The organism is Streptococcus sp. HMSC070B10, from assembly GCF_001808665.1.
Lineage (GTDB): Bacteria > Bacillota > Bacilli > Lactobacillales > Streptococcaceae > Streptococcus.
In genome coordinates this window covers 31,533-52,227 of the sequence record NZ_KV794215.1, presented here as the reverse complement: position 1 = coordinate 52,227, position 20,695 = coordinate 31,533, and the positions used below count along the sequence as shown (strand labels likewise).

Below are 20,695 nucleotides of genomic sequence, written 5' to 3'. Positions count from 1 at the left end.
TGCGGCTAGCTTCCTAGTTTGCTCTTTGATTTTCGAAGAGTATTATTCTGCCAAGGCTCCCATTGGATCCCATGGTGCGAGTACGATTGGTTCTGCATCATAAGCAGCTTGTTCTTCTGCTGTTAGCAATTCCTTACGGACAACGATTTGGTAAGTGTATTCGTCCATCCAAGCGTCTGAGGCAACAAAGTAACCATCTGTACCGACCTTGTCTCCCCAAGAGTTTTCAACCTTCCACTTGGTTGATTTGCCATTTTCATCCAAATCAACACCTGTCAAGACCATAGCGTGGGTCATCAAGCTTTCGCTGTAGTCCAAACGTCCAGCCTTGTCTTGAGTGAGTTTAATGTCCATGCTTGATTCAAAGTCATAAACATCTGTCGCAAGAATTCCAGCTTTACGGTTACTGAGCTGACCGACATCTGAACCAAACCAAACAGTCTCACCTGCTTGAATTTGAGCAATTGCCAACTCTTTCAAGCGTTCCATTGGAACGTTGATGTAACGAACTTCACGGCTACCAACCACATTTCCCAACATCTCAACTGTATAAGATTGGCCATAAGGTTTATCAGCAGTTGGAGCATTGATAACAGAAACGTAGTCTTCTAGAGGAAGATTGACATATTTCTTGTAAAACTCTTGTGGTGTAATGCCCTTTTCGCTTTGGTAGTTGTTATCTTTATCGCGATAAGCAAAGTCAAACTGACGTGGTGGAAGCCCTAAAGACATAGCAAGGAAGTTAAAGATTTCTTGCAAGAGGTCTTCTTTCTTAGCTTGAACAGTCGCTTGGTCTGCGCCAGAAGCAAGCAAGTCACGCAAGATTTGAGCATCTTGGCGAAGCAATTTGTTAAGGATTGCATTTAACTCACGGCTGTTGCTAGATGAAACGGACTCAGGGTAAACTGACTTAGGCACGACACCGTATTTCTCAAAGAGAGAAACGACCATATCCCATTGACCACCGTCTTGTTGAGGTGTTTGAAGTAGGAATTTAACCTTACGACTTGTCAAGTCTTGGTCTGCAGTCTCAATGACTTGCTCCAAGAACCAGTTGGATTTCTCATACTTGTCCCAGAAGAATGTATGAGCCTGTGACAACTCAAAATTCTCCAGTTTGTATTGTGAGATGAGCTTGTGGCGGAAGGTGTTGAGAGCCGCAAACATCCAGCAACGACCAGACGCTTTCTGGTTGGTTACCTTGTCCTTAGTCAAATCCAATGAAAAAACAGGTGTATTGTCTACATGGCTTTGGCGACGTTCTAGGGCTGCAAAAATTCCGTTGTGGCTGGCAGCATTTTCAATCGCTTGGTATTTTACATTTGCTTCATAGTTGGCAAATAATTTATCAGTAAATGATTCTTGAATCGCGTTCATAGATTCCTCCTTTTATTCTACAGTCTATTATAACTCTTTTCACAAAGTAAGCAACTGAAAAACATAAAAGGCAAGGATATTCTCCCTCACCTTTTTTGAATATAAACCAAATTAAGCAATACTCGCAAGAAGAACTTCTAATTCCTCCTTGGTCAAGCGACGCCATTCCCCTCTCTGCAAGTTCTCATCTAAAATCAGAGTTCCCATAGTCAAACGTTGCAAGTCTACTACTTCCTTGCCACAATAGGCCACCATACGCTTGACCTGATGAAACTTCCCTTCTGCAATGGTCACACGGATTTGGCTTTGATTCTTTTCTGTATCTATGGACACAAGCTCCAGTCTAGCAGGTTGACAGGTAAAGTCTTTGAGAGGAATACCCTCAGCAAATGTCTCCACATCTTCTTGGGTCATGATTCCCTTAACCTGAGCCATATAAGTCTTGTCCACATGACGCTTGGGTGAAAGTAATGCGTGAGCCAACTGACCATCATTGGTCAAGAGCAGAAGACCATGCGTATCAATATCCAAGCGCCCTACTGGGAACACTTCCTTGCTCCGAGCAATATCATCCAGCAAGTCCAACACGGTTCTGTGCTTGGGATCCTCTGTCGCTGAAATAACTCCTTGGGGCTTGTTCATCATGTAGTAGACAAACTCTTCATACTCTAACACTTGCCCATCAAAGCGAATCTCATCTCTTTCTTCATCAATCTGCAATTTTGCTGACTTTTCTTTTTTACCATTTACCGTCACGCGCCCAGCCTTGAGCAAGTTTTTGACCTCAGTCCGGCTCCCCACAGCGCAGGCAACTAAAAATTTATCTAATCTCATAGAATCATTATACCATATCAAAAGGAGGCCGTCTCAATAACCAACCTCCTTTTCGTTTTAGATTTAAGAAATTAACTTCCTCGTCTCCAAAAAATTGCTAAGACAATCATGGCACCTAAAATCGCTGGGATAATGGCTGTTCCTGATAAAACTGGCCCCCACGTTCCAAAGAGCAAGTGCCCCAGAAAGGCACCAATCCAACCGAGGAACATTTTTCCAAAACATCCCATACGTTCTCCACGATTGGTCAAAGCACCTGCCAAGAATCCCACTAGGAGACCAACAAACATACTTCCTATCATCTTGGCTCCTTAATTTGCCCAATCTCCGTTACGGAAGAGAGGCACACGTGTTCCATCCTCACGGATACCATCGATATCCATTTGGTTAGAACCAATCATAAAGTCCACGTGCACATCTGAACGGTTAAGCCCCGCAGCTTCAAGCTCTTCTTCACTCATCTCTGCACCACCAACGACGCTAGTCGCATAGGCTGCACCGATAGCCAAGTGGTTTGAAGCATTCTCATCAAAAAGGGTGTTGAAGAAGGTAATGCCTGACTGAGAAATTGGACTTGGATCTGGTACCAAGGCACATTCACCCAAGGCACGCGCACCCACATTTTCAAAGACAAGGTCTTTCATGACCTGATCACCCTTCTCAGCAGTAATGTCAACGATTTGACCATCCTTAAAGGTCACCTTAATGCCTTCGATGATATTTCCGTTATAACTAAGCGGTTTTGTAGAAGTGACATAACCATCTGCGCGACGGAAGTCTGGTGCTGTGAATACTTCCTCTGTCGGCATATTCGGCAAGAATCCTTCTCCCTGTGCATTGATAGCACCAGCTGATTCCCAAACGTGGTTCTTCGGCAAGCCAAGTGTCAAATCGGTTCCTGGCGCTGTGTAGTGAAGAGCTGAAAACTGCTCTTTATTAAGCATATCTGCCTTGCTCTTGAGGATAGCAGCGTGTTCTTCCCAAGCCTTAACAGGATCTGCTTCATAAACGCGACAAGTCTTGAAGATTTGGTCCCAAAGGAGATCAACTGCTTCTTCGTCGCTCGCAGCATTTGGAAAGACTTTTTTAGCCCACTCAAGTCCAGCGGCGGCTGCTACCGTCCAGCTGACTTTATTGGATTGCGTTGCAATACGCATTGGCTTCATAGCGAGTCCCATCGCTTTAGCAGAAGCTGACAACTTGTCAGCATCCACACCGTTCAAGGCACCTGGATCAGAAGAACGGACACCGAGACGGCTAGCCTTATTCTCCAAGAGATAGTTCATCTCAGCAATCTTGTATTCTGGCACATTGTCCAGACGCTCCATCGGTGCGTGGAGAAATTTCTCACGGTTAATGACATCATCTGTCCACTGAACGATAACCTCATGTGCCCCCAAAGCATAAGCTTCTTTCACGATTAAATGAGCCAACTCACGTTGCTCCACATCAATTGAGAGAGCCAAAGTGTGACCAGGCTTCACGTTAATTCCGTTCGCAACCAATAATTTCGCATATTTTTCTAGATTCTCTTTAAAATTTGGTAAAACCATTCTATTCTTCCTTTTCTATTTTTCTTTCAAAGCAGAGAATAATCCTGCTAAAGCAATGGCACCTGACAAGAGCGCTGTTGATAGAAGAATTGTCTGATCAGCAAGTTCTAATTGATATTCAAACACCTTCTCAGCCGGCTTGTCTTCCGCAAAAATTCTTAGTTTCATGAAATATCCTCCGTTACTAGTATATCACATATATTGGTATTTTAAAAAACAAGCTTACTGAAGCTTGTTTTAATTAGCTATTACAAAAATTTTGTACATACCTTTCCACTTCTTTTTCCATAGATTGAATCTCACCAATATCCCATCTATTTTTTTTAGAAGTTATCTCTGCCATCATCTGTAATTTTAAACTCTGACGGGGGAATATCCCTTCTCTTTCCCATTGCTCTAATTTAGCCTCTGGATAGGAGTTGCCAAACCTAGAGTTCTGACTATCGGTAATAATACAAAGGTTGCCAAAGGAATGTAAAAACTCAGCAGGTAATTGGCTCTCTCCATCATGTCCATTTGGATTCTGAGGATACCAATGCTCTATGGAGCGACGATAAGCAAATTTAAAATCTTTAAACTCAATATCGTAATCTTTCTTCAATTCTTCACGATTTTTCCATAAAACATAATCTACAAAGTTAAAAGCGTAAACAGGAATTGCCCCATATTTTTTGATACTTTTATCTTCGGTAAACAATCTTTCCTCAGCATATCTCACTGCCATTTTTTCAAGAAAATCCTTAAAGAGACTAGCAAATTCTGTTTGATTTAACTCTTCAATATGGTTAAACAGGAATTGCAAGATTTCATATAACCAACGACTATCACGATTAGCAGTAAAGGTCACAGCAAACATGGATTGAAGGAGGATAATGTTTTTGTTTAAATTGTCAAAAGTATTGTTTTGATAATTAATTCGAACATATTTCCATCCTCCATTTTCATTTCGTTGATATGTCTCATACTTACCTCGTTTGATTTGCCATTCGGTTTCATTTTCTAATTGGACATTTTTTACGATAAGCGTATCAAATATATGCTTCATAGTCAGAAGTAGTTGCCCAAATTGTTGGACCCATTCTCTATCTCGTCGTTCAATTTCAAAAATTTTCAATAATTTTTTATCGTCAAATGTAGTTTCATCATTTCCTTCCATGATGAAAAAAACTTGAAGCAAAAATGTTGGAAAATCAATTACAGTCGTATAATTTGAAATATCTGCTCCATTATTTACTAAGCTACTACTTTCATATTTTGTCTGAGTAATTGCATCTAGTAAACTTCGTTGCTCAATTTTTTTTACTCTTATTTTCTCAAATACACTTTCCAATTTGAAGTTAGTAAATTCTTTACCAAAAATTCTCTCCCCCTCTTCATCAGTATTGTTTGGTCTACTTCGGATTTGAAAAGTTTTTATTACCGGCTTATCAAACTCTGCACAGGCATCCCAAATTCTCGCAAATTTTTGTGCCATTTCTTGATCTGTACCGAACTTAGACATCATTTGTGCCTTGAGAATCTCATGAGACTCTAGTTGTTCGCCTCGAGAGTTGAAACGTTCGAAATAAAGATTCAAATCTAAATCTTCAGGAAGTATACTCCGAAAAATGATGACATTCTCAAAAAGATAATCAACGAAAGACTGAGGATCCAATTGGCGCTCTTCTAACACTTTTTTCAATGCGTCTTTAGCATGTCTGTAGCCTCTAGTCAACTCATTTTCATCGCCCTCTGAAATTTCTTGCTTGGTAAATAGCTTTTGAATATTCTCATTTGATTTCTTCCGCGCTGGGAAAGTAAGATTGACAGCTTTCAACCTATCAAAACCAAACTCATTCTTCAAAGCTAAGGCAATCAAATTAAGGGCTGTTGTTCGTTGTTGTCCATCTATGATTTTGAAAAGTTTTTTCTCTTTATTAATGACTAATGTTCCAATATAATAATTTTCTCTATTTTCTTGAAAAGCATCTGCTACGTCGTTCAATAACTGCTCAATTTCATCATAAGTCCAGGCAAAATTTCTCTGATAAAGAGGAATGGCATAGGTATCTTCATTTAATAAACGATTAACTGATAAGCTTATATGTGTTTCTACCATTTATCTTTTTCCTCTTCTATAATCTTATCCACAGTATAATTTTCAAATAATTCTCTATCTATTTTGACCATAAAATCATTCGGAGTGACAGCATGAGATAAAAGTTGAAATAGCTTTTGAACCTCTTTTTGTCTAAACCTTCCACCAGCGGCATAGTTCCCAATAGTTGCATCATATATGGCTTTAGACTTAACTCGAGGGTAGTAAGACCAAATAAACAAAGTCTCTACTATCTCCTTTGATAGCTCCTCTTTTCCAAATCTATCTGCGAAAAGCGAGCAAATATTTAGGAATATATTGTGACATTTGAGATAGCGTCCTTTTGAGCTATTGTAAATGTTTAACATACCTTCTGGGTAAGCTAAATTTTTTTCTTCTCCTTCAGGTTCATCAGAAAATCCTAACTCTGCATTTAAAAAATCTTTATGTTCTTTAATAGTTTCATGAGCAGATTCAATATACTCAAAAAATTTACTTCCATCAATGATTGGCATAGTAATGGACATGGGGAGTTTTTCAATATGACGATACAATTCTAAATATGGAAAGTTCTGATTCAAATCAACGCCTTTAAAATCGTCAATAAAATCTTCTGTAAAACGGAGATAAGATCCATAACGCTTGTTTGTTAATCCTGTTTCTCCTCGAGACCAACGTCTCATACGGAAAAGATGTTTATCAAACAACTCTTTGAGACTTAAATCTTTATCTTCTACAAATTGCTCCCACTTTTCAACAATCTTTTCATCTTCGGAATCTTCCTTGCGAAGATGATAGGCTTTGAGCAAATCATGAGGTTCTAAAGATTTTCCACGATTATTCTGAGAATCAAATAACTGAAAGGCTTCAGACAATCGTTCCTGTGGCATAGTAATCACGGAGATAGAACAATTTTCCAATAAAAAGTTGCAAATATCTTTTGCCTCATTTTCGCCAACTAATTGAGTTAAATTTTTCCACTCATTATAATTTTCACTCGCATGATAGCAAGATATCTCTCCAAATTCAGCACTCAACAGTTGATTAGCACCCTTATAATTCCCTAAATCATCTAATAAATGCAGAAACAAGGAAATTGAAATTAGCCGTTGCTGTCCATCGACAATATCTAAGTGTCCATCATTTTCATGCAGGATAACGGAACCAATCTGATATTCCCTTTTCCCCATAGCATCTCGTAAATCATAAAAAAGATTACGGATATGTTTTCTGTTCCATTTATAAGGTCTTTGATAAGAAGGAATCCGCAAGTCCCCTTCTTTCAATAGTTCTCTAACCTTTTTAGAAGTAAATTGAATAGTCATTTTATCCTCATTTATATTTATCTATCATTTCTTGAACTGTTCGCTTCATATCCTCTACTAAAATCCGAGGAGATAAAACAGTAACTGCTTCCCCTTGTCCCAGCAACCAGCGTTTAAGACCCGGTGTATGCTGACTTTCAAACTGAAAATGAGTCCAGCTACCATTTTTCCCAACTATTTTTGCATTTGGAAATTGATCCATCACAATAGTCGGATCATTCAAATACTCGATCTCAATACTGATTTTCTTCCCGATAAAAGCATCCACTCTCTCGTTACGAATGTCGCCATCTCTAAATTTATCTCGATAAGAAATAGAGGGTTTCTCTATATCACTAAGAGACCATGACTCGATACGGTCTACTCTTAAAGTAATATAAGTAGCATGTTTCAACTGGTAGACAACTAGATAGAAATAATGACTATCATAATAAAGAGAGACTGGCAAAACAGTCTGCCTCTTAGAAGACTCAGAATAAGGTTTTTGATAGATAATATCTAGAACCTGTTCATGCAAAATAGCTTCTGATAAATTCCAAATTTTCTCTATTCTATTTTGTTGATCCGTTAAGGGAGCATAGTTCAGCTTTTCACTTCCAATAATCTGCTCGATTTCTTTCCGATCATCACGGGGAACTAAGACCAGTAAATTATGTAGTAAGCTAGCAATTTCTGGTCTATTCAGTGCTCGATTTTCCAATAAAATCTTTGAAATAACGAGAATATCCTTTTTATTAAAAACTGACTTACTTGCTAAACAATACTTATTCGTTTTACGGTTATAAAGTAAATCTCCACTATAACTGGTGTGACTAGATAAAATATCACGGAGTAGCGAAAAATCTCTCTGTATCGTCTTTTCACTAACCTCAAATTCCTGAGCCAGTTGCTTTTTTCCTAACGGAGTCCCAAACTGTAAACGTAAAAAAATCGTTAGCAGTCTCTCTTGATCATTCATTTCCAGTCCTTCTACATATTATTCAAACAATACTATTTCTAGTACATTATTATCACTTCTATAGTCTAACTAGCACTTTATATTCAAAACGATTAAAGCAAAATAAACTAGCCCTTAGATGATTTCAACTGTACCACTATGCCAGATTCGAAGAACTCAACTACGGATTCAGGCATATTTTTTAAGTCTTCGGGTAAGCAGTCTGAATATACAATGAAGAGTTTGTTTCTTTTCTTACTCTCTTTGAATCGCTGCATCCAGTATTCCTGTACCCTTTGATCAGCCTCTCCCAAAAATTGAACTCCATCCAGAAAAATCAAATCATACTCTGTATACCCCATTTGCAGTTTCATCCATTGACTATGTTTAGAAAAAATCAAATTATCTCTCACTCGATAATATGCAAGTGATGCTATTGGAGTAACAGGTTTTATTTTAGTTAACGTATAATAAAACAAATGCCATCTATCAGTCTCTGAAATACCGCAAATGTAAATACATTGAGAATCTTCTTTTAAGTCTATTTGTGGGAATCCGGTCCAATCATTCCCATCATCTTTCAAGCCTTTTTCAAAATTATAAATTTCCTCTTCAATTGACACATTAGAATTTAAAATTTCTTGATTCACCATATTATACTCTCTTTTCTATTATTTTTAAGAGAATTATAACAAATCAAGTGGACATATTTTGTCCACTTGATCAAAATAAGCAATTTTTTAAAACAAATCATCAAACAAACTCAACTGGTTATCCTCGGGCATATTGCCAAGAATCCCCATTTCATCCATCTTTTCAACCAAGGTTGATGAAAGTCCACCGCGTTTGCGTAGTTCTGTTTTGGAGAGGAATTCTCCCTCTTCACGCGCTCGTACCAACTGCTTGGCAACGTTCTCTCCCAGACCATCCATTGCTACAAATGGCGGGATGAGGGTATCCCCATCGATGAGGAACTCTGTCGCCTGACTACGGTAGAGATCGAGTTTTCCAAACTTGAAACCACGCTCCCACATCTCATTGACAATCTCAAGAGTTGTATAGAGGTCAATTTCCACATTAGAGGCTTCATTATTCTTCCGTTTTTCAGCGATTTCTTCCATTCTGCGCTTGATGGCATCCAAGCCCGCACCCATGGTCTTGATATCAAAAGCCTTAGCACGGATGGAGAAGTAAGCACAGTAATAATAAATGGGATGGTGAACCTTGAAGTAGGCCACACGCAAGGCCATCATAACGTAGGCTGCCGCATGGGCTTTAGGGAACATATACTTGATTTTCCCACAGGACTCGATATACCACTCTGGAACCTTATTGGCCTTCATGGCTTCGATATAGCCATTTCGCTCCTCTTCGGAAATCTTCAGCCACAAACCCTTACGCACCCGTTCCATGATAGTAAAGGCCATCTTAGGCTCGAGCCCAGCATGCATGAGGTAAACCATGATATCGTCCCGACAACCGATAACGGTTGATAGGTCCGCAATCCCTTGTTTGATCAGATCCTGGGCATTTCCCAACCAGACATCAGTACCGTGAGACAATCCAGATAACTGTAACAACTCCGCAAAAGTCGTCGGATGCGTCTCATCTACCATCCCACGTACAAAGTTGGTTCCAAATTCTGGAATCCCCAGCATGCCCGTTGGCGTTCCGATTTGTTCAGGAGTCACCCCTAGCACATCAGTCCCAGAAAAGAGGGCCATCACGCCTTCGTCATCCATAGGGATTTCATTAGGGTCAATCCCAGACAAGTCCTGCAATTTCCGAATCATGGTCGGATCATCATGTCCCAGTACATCAAGTTTGAGGACATTCTCATCGATATCGTGGAAGTTAAAGTGAGTCGTTTGCCATTCAGCCGTCACGTCATCCGCTGGATACTGAACAGGCGTAAAGTCGTAGACATCCATGTAGTTAGGAATAACAACGATTCCTCCGGGGTGTTGGCCCGTTGTCCGCTTGACACCAGCAGCACCTTGAGCTAGCCGCTCCACCTCTGCATCACGATAAAACTTCCCGTAATCACGCTCATAGCCCTTTACAAAACCATAGGCAGTCTTGGCAGCCACCGTACCAACCGTTCCTGCACGGAAGGCATATTCCTCACCAAAGATATCACGTACATCCAAATGAGCGCTAGGCTGGTCTTCTCCCGAGAAGTTCAAGTCAATATCGGGAACCTTGTCCCCATCAAAACCGAGGAAGGTCTCAAACGGAATATCCTGCCCATTTTTGCTGAGTTTGTGGCCACAGTTTGGACAGTCCTTATTAGGCATATCAAAACCTGAACCATAAGAACCATCTGTGATAAATTCACTGTATTGACACTTCCCACAGACATAGTGAGGAGAGAGAGGATTAACCTCGGTAATCCCAATCATGGTCGCAACAAAACTAGATCCGACAGACCCACGAGAACCCACCAAGTAACCCCGTTCATTGGAACGTTGTACCAGCATCTGGGAAGCCAGATAAATCACGGCAAATCCATTCCCCAGAATAGAAGTTAATTCTTTTTCAATCCGCAAATCAACGATATCTGGTAGCGGATTTCCATAAATCTCAAAAGCTTTCTTATAGGTCAACTCAGCAACCGTTTCTTCAGCCTTGTCGATGAAAGGCGTGTACAAGTCACCTTTTACAACTTCAACAGGTTCAAAGGTTTCTGCCAAGGCATTGGTGTTTTCAATAACCAGTTTACGTGCCAGTTCCTCTCCCAAGAAGGCAAATTCATCCAACATTTCATTGGTCGTTCTAAAATGAGCCTTGGGAAGTGGTGCTGGTTGGGCATGTTCGCCATGACCAATAGTCCGGTTAATCATAGCCCCCTGTCCTAAACTACGGACGATAATTTCACGATAAATTTCTTCTTCCGGTTCGATATAGTGGACATTTCCCGTAGCCAGAACGGGCTTACCAAGACGGTCTCCAACTTCTATCAAACTTTTGATAATGGTCTGGAGTTCCTCCATATCCTTGACCTGTTCCTTAGCAATCAATGGAGCATAGATAGCTGGTGGCATGATCTCAATAAAGTCGTAATACTTGGCTACCTCAACCGCCGCATCCACACCTTGGGAAACGACTGCATCAAAAACTTCACCTTCAGAGCAAGCCGAACCTAAAATCAAACCTTCCCGATGGGCATCTAGAACCGTTCTTGGAATCCGTGGTACTCCTTCAAAGTACTTGGTATTAGACAAGGAAACCAGCTTAAAGATATTTTTTAGACCTACCTGATTCTTGACATAGATGGTCGCATGCTTGATCCGAGCTTTTTTATAAGAATCTGGACTAATCAAATCAATATTAAGTCTAACTAGATCGGTCACACCATGTTTTTCTGCTACCTCTTTGATAAAGATAAAGAGCAGACGACCTGTAGCTTCCGCATCGTAGTTGGCCATGTGGTGATGTTCTAGAGCCACACCAAAGCGCTTGGTCAAAGGTCCCAAACCATGACGTTTGTACTCAGGATAGAGGTTTCTAGCAAACTCCAGCGTATCAATAACTGGCTGACTAATCTTTGGCAGACCATGACGCTCATAATTGGCATTCATAAAGCCAACGTCAAAGGTCGCATTATGGGCAACTAGGACCGTATCCTTGCAGAATTCTTGGAATTCTTGCAAAACTTGTTCTAGTGGTTTGGCATTTTTGACATGATCATCTGTAATACCAGTCAACTCAGTAGTAAAGGCTGATAATGGATGTCCAGGATTGATAAATTCATCAAATTCAGCAATAACATTCCCCTTGTACATCTTAGAAGCCGCAACCTGAATCAAGTCATTATAGATGGCTGATAGCCCCGTCGTTTCCACGTCAAAGACCACATAGGTTGCTTCTGACAAGTCCATCTCCACTTCGTTGTAGACGATAGGGACACGATCCTCCACGATATTGGCTTCCATACCATAGATCAGCTGGATTCCTGCTTTCTTAGCCGCCTTATAGCCGTGTGGGAAGGACTGAACATTTCCATGGTCCGTGATGGCAACCGCCTTGTGTCCCCACTTAGCAGCTGTCGCAACGATCTCTTCTACCTCGGGTAGTGCATCCATGGTCGACATGTTAGTATGAGCATGAAACTCAACCCGGCGCTCACCTTCTGGCATCAAATCCTTCCGCTCATAGTGAACAACTTCCTGCACGTCTTGCACGTTCATAGTCAAATCACGTGTGAAGTTATTCATCTCCACATTCCCACGGACTCGGAGCCAAGAATTTTTCTTGATTAGGTCAAACTTCTGGGCCTCTTCCTCATTTTTAACCCACTTTTGCATAGAAAAACTTGAAGTGTAGTCGGTCATTTTAAAGTTGATCAAAACGCGCCCTGTTCTAGTCACTTTTTGCTCCACATCAAAAACAACCCCTTCAAAGACCAGACGATTTTCCTCAGTCTTCACTTCGATCATAGGAGTAATCTCCGCCTTGTCCAACTTCGGTTTAGCTGCAGCTTTTTTGGCCTGAAAATCAAAGGCTGGTTTCTCTTCTGCTGGAGGAGGTGCCATCTGTTCCAGCTGCTCCATCGCACGGAGCGCTTCCTCATTGGCAGCTTGAACAATCTGCTCATTTTCAGCATGAAAGGCTTCTTCTTGCTCTTGAGTCAGCACATCATTTTTCTCTACTTGACAGTTAAAAGTTGGAAAGCCAAATTTTTCAAGTTGTTTAGCTAAATTAGGAAGGTGATTTTTCTTAAAGTGTTCCTTATCAATCGCCTCCGAGCCTTCAATAAAGAGTTGATTGCCCTCAGCACGAACTTGCAGATTTTGATAAAGAGATTTAAAGCCTTGACTAGCACATGGACCCTCAGAAAAAGCCTCTCTATAATAGGCTTGCAAGAGTTGGTTTGAAAAATCTTGAGACAGAGCCTTAATTTCAAAAACAGCTTTATTGCCTGTCTTAGAAAATTCTTCCCTCAAACCTTTCTTTATTTCTAAAAAGATTTCAATCGGTAAAATATTAGAAAATACGAAATGAAACTCCCATACCTTACTAATTTTATGAACCACAACTCGTTCAATATCAGCATGTGATAAAGCAGATGCCTGTCTCATTTCATCAGGCATCCCAAGTTGATTCATCAAAATTTCAAAACTATTTGACATTCATTTTCCTCACATTATTCTCCTACTATTTTACCATATTTAGAGGTATTTTCTAAAGACAAAAGGAAGCCACTTCAAGACAACAAAAAATTTTCTTATTTGTACTTTTACTACTCATTTAAGGAGATTTACCTATAGAAAAAGAATGAGTTTAAGGAAATTAAAAAATTTTCATAACAGTACTCCCAAAAAAAGTTAGATAAATAATTTATCCAGAGAAGTTAGTTCTGTTTCACACACAACGAAAACACCCCGAAAGTTAGTCGGAAAAAATCTAACTTTTGGGGTGCAATTGATTCTTTATAAAACCTGAAAAGAAATCAGTCTTTAACTTCTGCTTTCTCTCTTATGCTTGATAACGTTTCACGCCATCTAGGTAGGTTGCTACCAATTCTAAATCTTTATCTAGTACGATAAAGTCCGCGTCATAGCCTTCACGGATTTGTCCACAAACATCATCAATGTGAACAGATTTTGCTGGGTTAAAGCTTGCCATCATAACTGCTTCGTGTGGAGAGGCAATGTTCCAGTCGACAACATTTTTCAAACCGTCTTTGAGTTTGAGAATAGAACCTGCCAAGTTACCTGTCGATTTGAGACGAGCAGTTCCATTTGCAACGACAACTGGGAATTCTCCCAACATGTAGTCGCCGTCTTCCAATCCACCCGCTGTCATACAGTCTGTGATAAGGGCAATATTTTCAGTTCCTTTTTGTTTGATAAGAATTTCGCAGGCTTTTGGATCTACGTGATGGCCGTCACAGATCAACTCTGCATAGGTATGTGGCAATTGGTACATGGCTCCAACCATACCCAGTTCGCGGTGAGTCAAGCCACGCATTCCATTGTAGGCGTGTACCCAAACACTCGCTCCAGCATCGACTGCTTTTTTAGCTTCATCAAAAGTTGCGTTTGAGTGCCCAAGAGCAACCGTCACACCTTCTCCAGTGATAGTCCGTACAAAGTCTTCTACACCTTCACGCTCTGGCGCAAGAGCAATTTTATTAAGCAAGCCATTAGCTGCTTTTTGCCAAGCACGAAACTCATCCATGCGAGGATCTTTCATGTAGGCAGGGTTTTGAGCCCCCTTGTATTTCTCTGTGAAATAAGGCCCTTCGAAATAGATTCCACGAATCTTGGCTCCACTTGCTTCCTGGTAACGAGCACCAATATTTTCAGTTACCGCGAGCAATTGCTCATAAGATGATGTCAAAGTGGTTGGCAAGAAGCTCGTTACCCCCATGCTAAGGAGTCCTTCACTCATGGTATGAAGGGTTCCTTCGATATTATTATCCATAACATCCACACCGCCAAATCCATGAATATGGGTATCGACAAGTCCTGGAGCAATGCTGTATCCTGTATAGTCAATCACCTCAGAGCCTTCAGGAATCTGCTCGACATGTTTTCCAAACTTGCCGTCCACAAGTTCCAAGTAACCACCGCGACGAACTCCGTGTGGGTAGAAAAATTGATCCGCTTTAATATAGTTAGGCATAATGTTAACCTCCTTAAAAGATTGATTCTATAATTTATTATGTCAATTACATTATAAACCTTTCTTTTTTATTTGTAAATGGTATAGACCTATTTTCTAGAGATATTTTAAAAGAGCTGGATTTCTCCAACTCTTCTCTTTTAAATACAAGTTATTTTGATTTGACTGGCTTGTCTTGAGCTGTTTGCAAGGCTGTAGCAATCGTATCTGCATACAATTTTGCTCCTGCTTCAATTTTACTATTGTCACTTCCAAAATGGACTTGGTCTGTTCCAGTCCAAATTTCTGGATGCTCTTTCGCAACTTGATTCCAATCTGCTATCGTGATGTAAGGAGTCTTCTCTGCCAATTCTCTCATATAGGCAGCCTCTTTCTCAACGATTGCATAGGTCTCTTTTGCCTTATCCCCCTCATAAGGAGTCACCAAAACCATATGGTGGCCCTTTGGAAGATTTTTCACGATGCTATCCCAATCTTCCTTGTAATTTTCAGGATTATTTACCCCAGTTGCAATAACCACCATCTTTGGTAGAAATTTATTCTGGCTATTATTTAGCATGATTTCATTGGCAGTCTTGGTTGTTCTGCTGACTTGTGCATTAATCTGTGCTCCAGGAAGGGCTGTCTGTAGAGCTGTATTGGCCCTCAAGGCCACTGAGTCCCCAATTAACATCGTTCCATCAGCAATTCCTAAACTATCAGCTTCTGCTCGTTCTGCCATCACCTTGGTCTGTCCAATATTTGTTGCAGCTTGCTTCAAGCCATTGACAGTTAAATCTGTCTCAAAAGCTCCCACTTGTGGTGCCAACAAGGTCACTAAGAAGACAATGAAGGTCAAAATGCCAGTGCTTGCTGCAAGGATTGTGTGAATATGAGGCAGGGGACGGAGAGTTTGTATAATAGGTGTGTTCTTTCCTGCAATCCAAGGTTCCAACACATAAAATGACAGACTGGCGAATCCATAAGAAAAGATCAAAGTTAATAACACAGCAAGAAGATTTGATGTCAACTGTGAAAAAATGATATAGAAAGGCCAATGGAAAAGATAAACCGCATAGCTAGTATCCGCTAAAAAACTGATAATCTTTGGCTCCTGCATATTAGGAGTCTTTTCATGTAAGACACGCGCTGCCAGAATCATAGCAAGAGCTGCAAGACTGGCAAGCAAGAAGCCCATAAGATAGGCAAAGAGATAGGTGAATTTGACAAAGAAGGTCAAAATAAGTAAGAAGCCAAAACCTCCTGCAAAAACCAACAGGGTCTTGCGTAAATCCCATATTTTATCCAACTGCTTAACTAGGGAAGTCGTCTGACGAACGCCTACAATCGTTGCTAGAATACTTCCCAAAAAGAATGGATAGACATGAGTTAAACTAGAGAAGTAAACAGAGGAGAAAGAGGTTACTAGAAAACTACCAATAAACATGGAGAAGAAGCTGATCAAGAAGGCAGCAGCAGATAAGAGAAAGACCATTCCTCTCAACTGACCATTTGATCTGGACTGTTTAGATAAGAACCAAACTGCCAATCCCCAGAGTATATAGTAGTGAACCTCAACAGCCAAGCTCCAATTATGAACAAACAAATGTGGAATGAACTGAGATTCATAGCTCCCACCTGTTAGGAGTTCATAGAAGTTGGTCATGAAGCCTAAGACACCCGCAATCTGACCCCCAATTCCAGCCACATAATCTTGCCGAACTAGAAAAGTAAAGGGCATGGTTACCAAGACCATCAAAACCACAGGTGGCACAATCCGATAAAAGCGTCTCCTAAAAAATCCTATCAAATCAATCTCATGCTTTTTAGAAAATTCTTCGATGAGTAGAGCCGTAATCAGGAAGCCTGAAAACGTGAAAAAGACATCTACCCCGAAAAATCCTCCAGGAAAGATGGTCTGAAAGAAATGATACAAGAGTACCAAAAGTAAACCTGTAATCCTAATCAAGGAAAACCATTTAATGCGCATACGAGTTTATTCTCCCTTTCATTATACACTTTATTCTATCAAAAAAAGAAGAAAAATCCCAAGAGAAAACTTAGGATTTTTAGCTTATATCACTTCCATTTTAGAAATTACGGCCTGATTTATTATAGCCATATTTTTCCACAAAATACTCACGGAATTCCAAGAGATTGTCATCCATGATGGCTTGTCGCACTTGCTTCATCAGGTTAAGCAAGAAGTAAATGTTATGGTAACTAGTCAAGCGGATACCAAAGGTTTCATCGGCCTTGAGCAGGTGACGAAGGTAAGCGCGTGTATAGTTCTTACATGTGTAGCAATCACACTCAGGATCCAGTGGCGTAAAGTCCTCAGCAAACTGGGCATTTTTGACAACCAAACGACCTTGACTGGTCATACAAGTCCCATTACGAGCGATTCGAGTCGGCAAGACACAGTCAAACATATCCACCCCACGAATCACCCCATCAATCAAGCTATCTGGCGCTCCCACACCCATCAGATAACGAGGTTTATTTTCAGGCAGCAGTTGTGTTGTAAAGTCCAAGACCGCATTCATCTCTTCGTGGGTTTCTCCCACTGCTAAGCCACCGATAGAGTAGCCTGGGAAATCCATACTGACAAGGTCATGAGCCGATTGGCGACGCAGGTCTTCAAATCCAGCCCCCTGCACAATTCCAAACAAACCTTGGTCATGTGGACGACGGTGAGCCTTCAAACCACGCTCAGCCCAACGGCTTGTACGCTCGATTGATTTCTTAACGTAGTCATAAGGCTGATAAAACTGAGGACATTCGTCAAAGGACATCATGATGTCTGAGCCCAGATTATTCTGAATAGAGATGGCTTTTTCTGGTGATAGGAACATCTTAGAACCATTGAGATGGTTTTTAAAGGTTACCCCTTCTTCTGTGATATTGCGGCTATCTGCTAAGGAATAAACCTGAAAACCACCACTATCTGTCAAAATAGGCTGGTCCCAATTCATGAACTTGTGGAGACCACCAGCGCGTGCGATGAGTTCATCCCCAGGACGAAGCCAGAGATGATAGGTGTTTGACAGGATAATTCCCGAACCCATCTCCTTCAATTCTTCAGGCGACTGAGTTTTGACAGTGGCTTGTGTCCCAACTGGCATAAACATAGGTGTTGGGAAGGTACCGTGGGGAGTGATGATTTCTCCCAGACGAGCTCCTGTATGTTTTTCTTTCTTAATCAAACGATATTTGATTGGTGAATCTGACATTTTTTACCTCCGAAGCTGGGAAAGACAGTCCCAGTTCATACTTTGTGCCCAAGGGCATACTGTATGATTTTATCAAAAAAAGTAGGAACTGTCACGAACTATGGTATAATGAGAGAATGAAATACCCAAAAATTGATTTAAAAACCGTTCGTCTGCAAGCCAGACAATTTCAGGCTGAAAATCCCCGCCTCTTTCTCGTCTATCTCTTACCTAGCATACTGCTCATCTTATCTGGCTTCCTCAATCCCTTAGAGCGCATCAACGAGAGTGTTTTAGAACAACCCTTTTTAAGCGTGTTTGGCCATGTATTCCAAGCCTACCTTTTTCCACTATTAGTCTCCTTTATCGGAGCTATTCTTCTAACCAGTTCCGTCTATACAACGCTAAAACTTATAAAGAACCCAGATACAGAACTATCCATCAAAAATAGTCTCACTCTCTTTAACGAAGAGTACTTTTCACAAACCTTTTTGACTCTCCTTCTCAAACGTTTCTATCTCTTCTTATGGAGCATTCCTAGTTTGCTTGGAATTTACTTCCTTTTTTACAGTAGCTTTCTTGCAAAGAAATTCGTTGCCCTTCACCCTGAGTTTCCCAATCTGGATCTCACGTCAATTGAAACTGAGCGTTTCCTCATGACCTTTGGTCTTTACTTTCTAGCAAGTATCCTCTTGATGATTGTCGGAAATAGTCTCTATATCCCACAATACTATGCCTATTCGCAGGTAGAATTTCTCCTCTGTGATACCCTAGACTTAGGACAAGCTAAACCAGGACAAATCCTAAAAACCAGCCGTTTCCTGATGAAAGGCTACAAATTTCAGCGCTTTATTCTAGACCTACAACTCCTTCCTTGGTACTTCCTCAATTGGATTACTTTTGGAATTGCTAGTTTCTCACTCCTACCCTACATTCAAATCAATAAAATAATTTTCTACCGGGCAGTACTGGCTCGAAAACGTCCAAAAGCTTGAAGGTTTCCCCTCAAGCTTTTTTCTATCAATGAGTTTCTCCGCCTACCAACTTGAGATCCTGATCTCCATGTTCTATAATAGCCCCGATTGCCGCTTCTATCCCTCGCCTAATATCCACTAAACTCATAGCTGGAGTAGTCGGTCGATTCACCACCTGTTCCATCATATAAGGAATATGCATAAAACCTGCCTTAACATGTGGAAATTTTTTTTCTACCAAATAGAGGGCCTGATACATCAAATGATTGCAGACAAAAGTACCTGCCGTATTGGAAACAGAGGCCGGCAATCCCTCTTTTTTTATAGCTTGAACCATCGCTTTAATCGGCAAACTACTAAAGTAGGCCGGAGCACCATCTGGGCGAATGGGAAGGTCAATTGGTTGATTACCCTCATTATCAGGAATCCGTGCATCATCTTGATTAATAGCTACTCGCTCAGGTGTCAAGCTAGACCTTCCACCTGCTTGGCCGATACAAAGGACAAAGTCCGGTTGATAGCGGTTCATCTCTTCTTCCAATACTTGAGCCGATTTGTGAAAGACTGTCGGTACTTCTAGCCAACGAACCTCCGCACCATGGATTTCAGCTGGTAAACCTTTAATGGCCTCCAAAGCTGGATTGACCTTTTCCCCTCCAAAGGGCTCAAAACCTGTCACTAATACTTTCATTTCTAACTCCTTACAACCAATTCCATGAAACTCTTTTTCCGACAATAAAACAAGTATAACATATTTCCCTTATTCTGGAGTGAAAAGGACTAGCGAGACTAGGATTGACCTTTTGATTTTATTTAAAAAGTAAAATACTAATCAAGGATAAAATAGCTGGTCCACCTTGCTTCAAAATAATTTTCTTATCTGTTGTTAGAGAGCCGTAAGCCGTAGCCCCGATTACAAATAAAACAAAAATAGTGACAATTTCTAAATTCTGTGAGAAATAAATCCCATACAAGAGAAAAACTCCTAGCAAAGAATTATAAATCTCTTGATTTTTAAACAATGAACTTACTGACGGACGAGCCAGTTCTTCCTTTTCCATGTTAAAGACACGACTAGTCACATCTGATTGCGTTGTAATACTTTCCAAATAAAAAATGTAAAAATGCTCCAAAGCAACGATTGTTGCTAAAATGATTGTAATAATTGACATCTATTTCTCCTTTTCTCCTTAAATTTCTATATTCTCAATACCCAAAACCAATTTATTTACTAAACGGCTGAGTTCTGTTCTCTCAGACTCTGTTAAGATACTTTCCATCTCTTCCTTAACCTTGATATGTTGCAGAGGGGGATTCACCACTAACTGCTCCTTGGCATACTTCGTAGCCTCTACCAACACTTCTCGCTGATTTTCAGGATTACGATGACGCTCCACCAAACCTTCCTTTTCCAGAATTTTGAAATGTCGGGTCAAAGCAGCCTGATCAATCTTCAAACGCTCCTGAACCGCTATTTGATTACAAGAGGAATGCTTCAGCAAAAATAATAAAATCTGATACCGTGTCAAACTAATCCCAAGTCTTTTTTCAAATAAGTGCGTACTAGCTTGCTCAGACAAGCGGAGTTGATAAAGTAAATCTTGAATCTCTAACATTTCTTTTCTCTTTTTCTTGATTTATCAATAGTTGACTAATCAAGTATGATATAAAGTAAAATAGATTGCAAGAATGTTGCTTCAATCATTACAAAATGGTAACTTACATTTTATATTCATATTGATACTCAATGAAAGTCAAAGAGCAAACTAGGAAGCTAGCCGTAGGTTGCTCAAAGCA

The 20,695-nt window shown here is 40.4% G+C and carries 17 protein-coding genes; 1 reads left to right on the top strand and 16 read right to left on the bottom strand.

The features are described from left to right. Positions 1-42 precede the first annotated feature (42 nt). From pepC to tgt, 13 genes are all read right to left on the bottom strand, one after another. Entirely contained in the window at positions 43-1,377 is a 1,335-nt protein-coding gene (gene pepC, locus HMPREF2613_RS09630; protein ID WP_070480146.1) for an aminopeptidase C, read from the bottom strand. A 111-nt stretch (positions 1,378-1,488) separates the two neighbouring features. Then, positions 1,489-2,211, bottom strand: a complete 723-nt coding sequence (locus HMPREF2613_RS09620; protein ID WP_070480144.1) for a pseudouridine synthase — start codon at positions 2,209-2,211, stop codon at positions 1,489-1,491. Positions 2,212-2,282: 71 nt separating this feature from the next. Continuing rightward, on the bottom strand, positions 2,283-2,513 hold the full coding sequence (locus tag HMPREF2613_RS09615; protein ID WP_070480143.1) for a GlsB/YeaQ/YmgE family stress response membrane protein: 231 nt from the start codon (positions 2,511-2,513) through the stop codon (positions 2,283-2,285). Positions 2,514-2,522: 9 nt separating this feature from the next. After that, positions 2,523-3,764: an aminopeptidase gene (locus tag HMPREF2613_RS09610; protein ID WP_070480142.1), complete on the bottom strand. Its 1,242-nt coding sequence runs from the start codon at positions 3,762-3,764 to the stop codon at positions 2,523-2,525. A gap of 15 nt (positions 3,765-3,779) precedes the next feature. Further along, on the bottom strand, positions 3,780-3,932 hold the full coding sequence (locus tag HMPREF2613_RS09605; RefSeq protein ID WP_000776626.1) for a hypothetical protein: 153 nt from the start codon (positions 3,930-3,932) through the stop codon (positions 3,780-3,782). Between the two features lie 73 nt (positions 3,933-4,005). Beyond that, complete coding sequence (locus HMPREF2613_RS09600; RefSeq protein WP_070480141.1) at positions 4,006-5,862, bottom strand: DUF262 domain-containing protein; 1,857 nt, start codon at positions 5,860-5,862, stop codon at positions 4,006-4,008. After that, entirely contained in the window at positions 5,856-7,166 is a 1,311-nt protein-coding gene (locus HMPREF2613_RS09595; protein WP_070480140.1) for a DUF262 domain-containing protein, read from the bottom strand. The genes HMPREF2613_RS09600 and HMPREF2613_RS09595 overlap by 7 nt, the downstream gene beginning before the upstream one ends. A 7-nt stretch (positions 7,167-7,173) precedes the next feature. Next, the gene (locus tag HMPREF2613_RS09590; protein WP_070480139.1) at positions 7,174-8,124 is read right to left on the bottom strand and encodes a helix-turn-helix transcriptional regulator; all 951 of its coding nucleotides are present in this window, start codon (positions 8,122-8,124) and stop codon (positions 7,174-7,176) included. Between the two features lie 107 nt (positions 8,125-8,231). Continuing rightward, on the bottom strand, positions 8,232-8,756 hold the full coding sequence (locus HMPREF2613_RS09585) for a DnaA ATPase domain-containing protein (protein ID WP_033681186.1): 525 nt from the start codon (positions 8,754-8,756) through the stop codon (positions 8,232-8,234). An 87-nt stretch (positions 8,757-8,843) separates the two neighbouring features. Then, positions 8,844-13,235, bottom strand: a complete 4,392-nt coding sequence (locus tag HMPREF2613_RS09580) for a PolC-type DNA polymerase III (protein ID WP_070480138.1) — start codon at positions 13,233-13,235, stop codon at positions 8,844-8,846. A 346-nt stretch (positions 13,236-13,581) separates the two neighbouring features. After that, complete coding sequence (gene nagA / locus HMPREF2613_RS09575) at positions 13,582-14,733, bottom strand: N-acetylglucosamine-6-phosphate deacetylase (RefSeq protein ID WP_070480137.1); 1,152 nt, start codon at positions 14,731-14,733, stop codon at positions 13,582-13,584. A gap of 151 nt (positions 14,734-14,884) precedes the next feature. Continuing rightward, on the bottom strand, positions 14,885-16,702 hold the full coding sequence (locus HMPREF2613_RS09570; RefSeq protein ID WP_070480136.1) for an acyltransferase family protein: 1,818 nt from the start codon (positions 16,700-16,702) through the stop codon (positions 14,885-14,887). Between the two features lie 100 nt (positions 16,703-16,802). Further along, positions 16,803-17,945, bottom strand: a complete 1,143-nt coding sequence (gene tgt / locus HMPREF2613_RS09565) for a tRNA guanosine(34) transglycosylase Tgt (protein ID WP_070480135.1) — start codon at positions 17,943-17,945, stop codon at positions 16,803-16,805. A gap of 116 nt (positions 17,946-18,061) precedes the next feature. On the opposite strand from tgt, the gene HMPREF2613_RS09560 reads away from it, so the two are divergent. Further along, complete coding sequence (locus tag HMPREF2613_RS09560; protein WP_049499209.1) at positions 18,062-18,919, top strand: DUF975 family protein; 858 nt, start codon at positions 18,062-18,064, stop codon at positions 18,917-18,919. Between the two features lie 25 nt (positions 18,920-18,944). Here the strand turns inward: HMPREF2613_RS09560 and pcp are convergent, their stop codons facing one another. The 3 genes from pcp to HMPREF2613_RS09545 all read right to left on the bottom strand — a co-directional run bounded on the left by pcp (position 18,945) and on the right by HMPREF2613_RS09545 (position 20,514). Then, on the bottom strand, positions 18,945-19,589 hold the full coding sequence (gene pcp / locus HMPREF2613_RS09555; RefSeq protein ID WP_070480134.1) for a pyroglutamyl-peptidase I: 645 nt from the start codon (positions 19,587-19,589) through the stop codon (positions 18,945-18,947). Between the two features lie 118 nt (positions 19,590-19,707). Next, on the bottom strand, positions 19,708-20,070 hold the full coding sequence (locus HMPREF2613_RS09550; protein ID WP_070480133.1) for a DUF1304 domain-containing protein: 363 nt from the start codon (positions 20,068-20,070) through the stop codon (positions 19,708-19,710). Between the two features lie 18 nt (positions 20,071-20,088). Next, positions 20,089-20,514 carry a MarR family winged helix-turn-helix transcriptional regulator gene (locus HMPREF2613_RS09545; protein WP_070480132.1) on the bottom strand — a complete coding sequence of 142 codons (426 nt, stop codon included), beginning with the start codon at positions 20,512-20,514 and terminating at the stop codon, positions 20,089-20,091. Between the last annotated feature and the right edge of the window lie 181 nt (positions 20,515-20,695).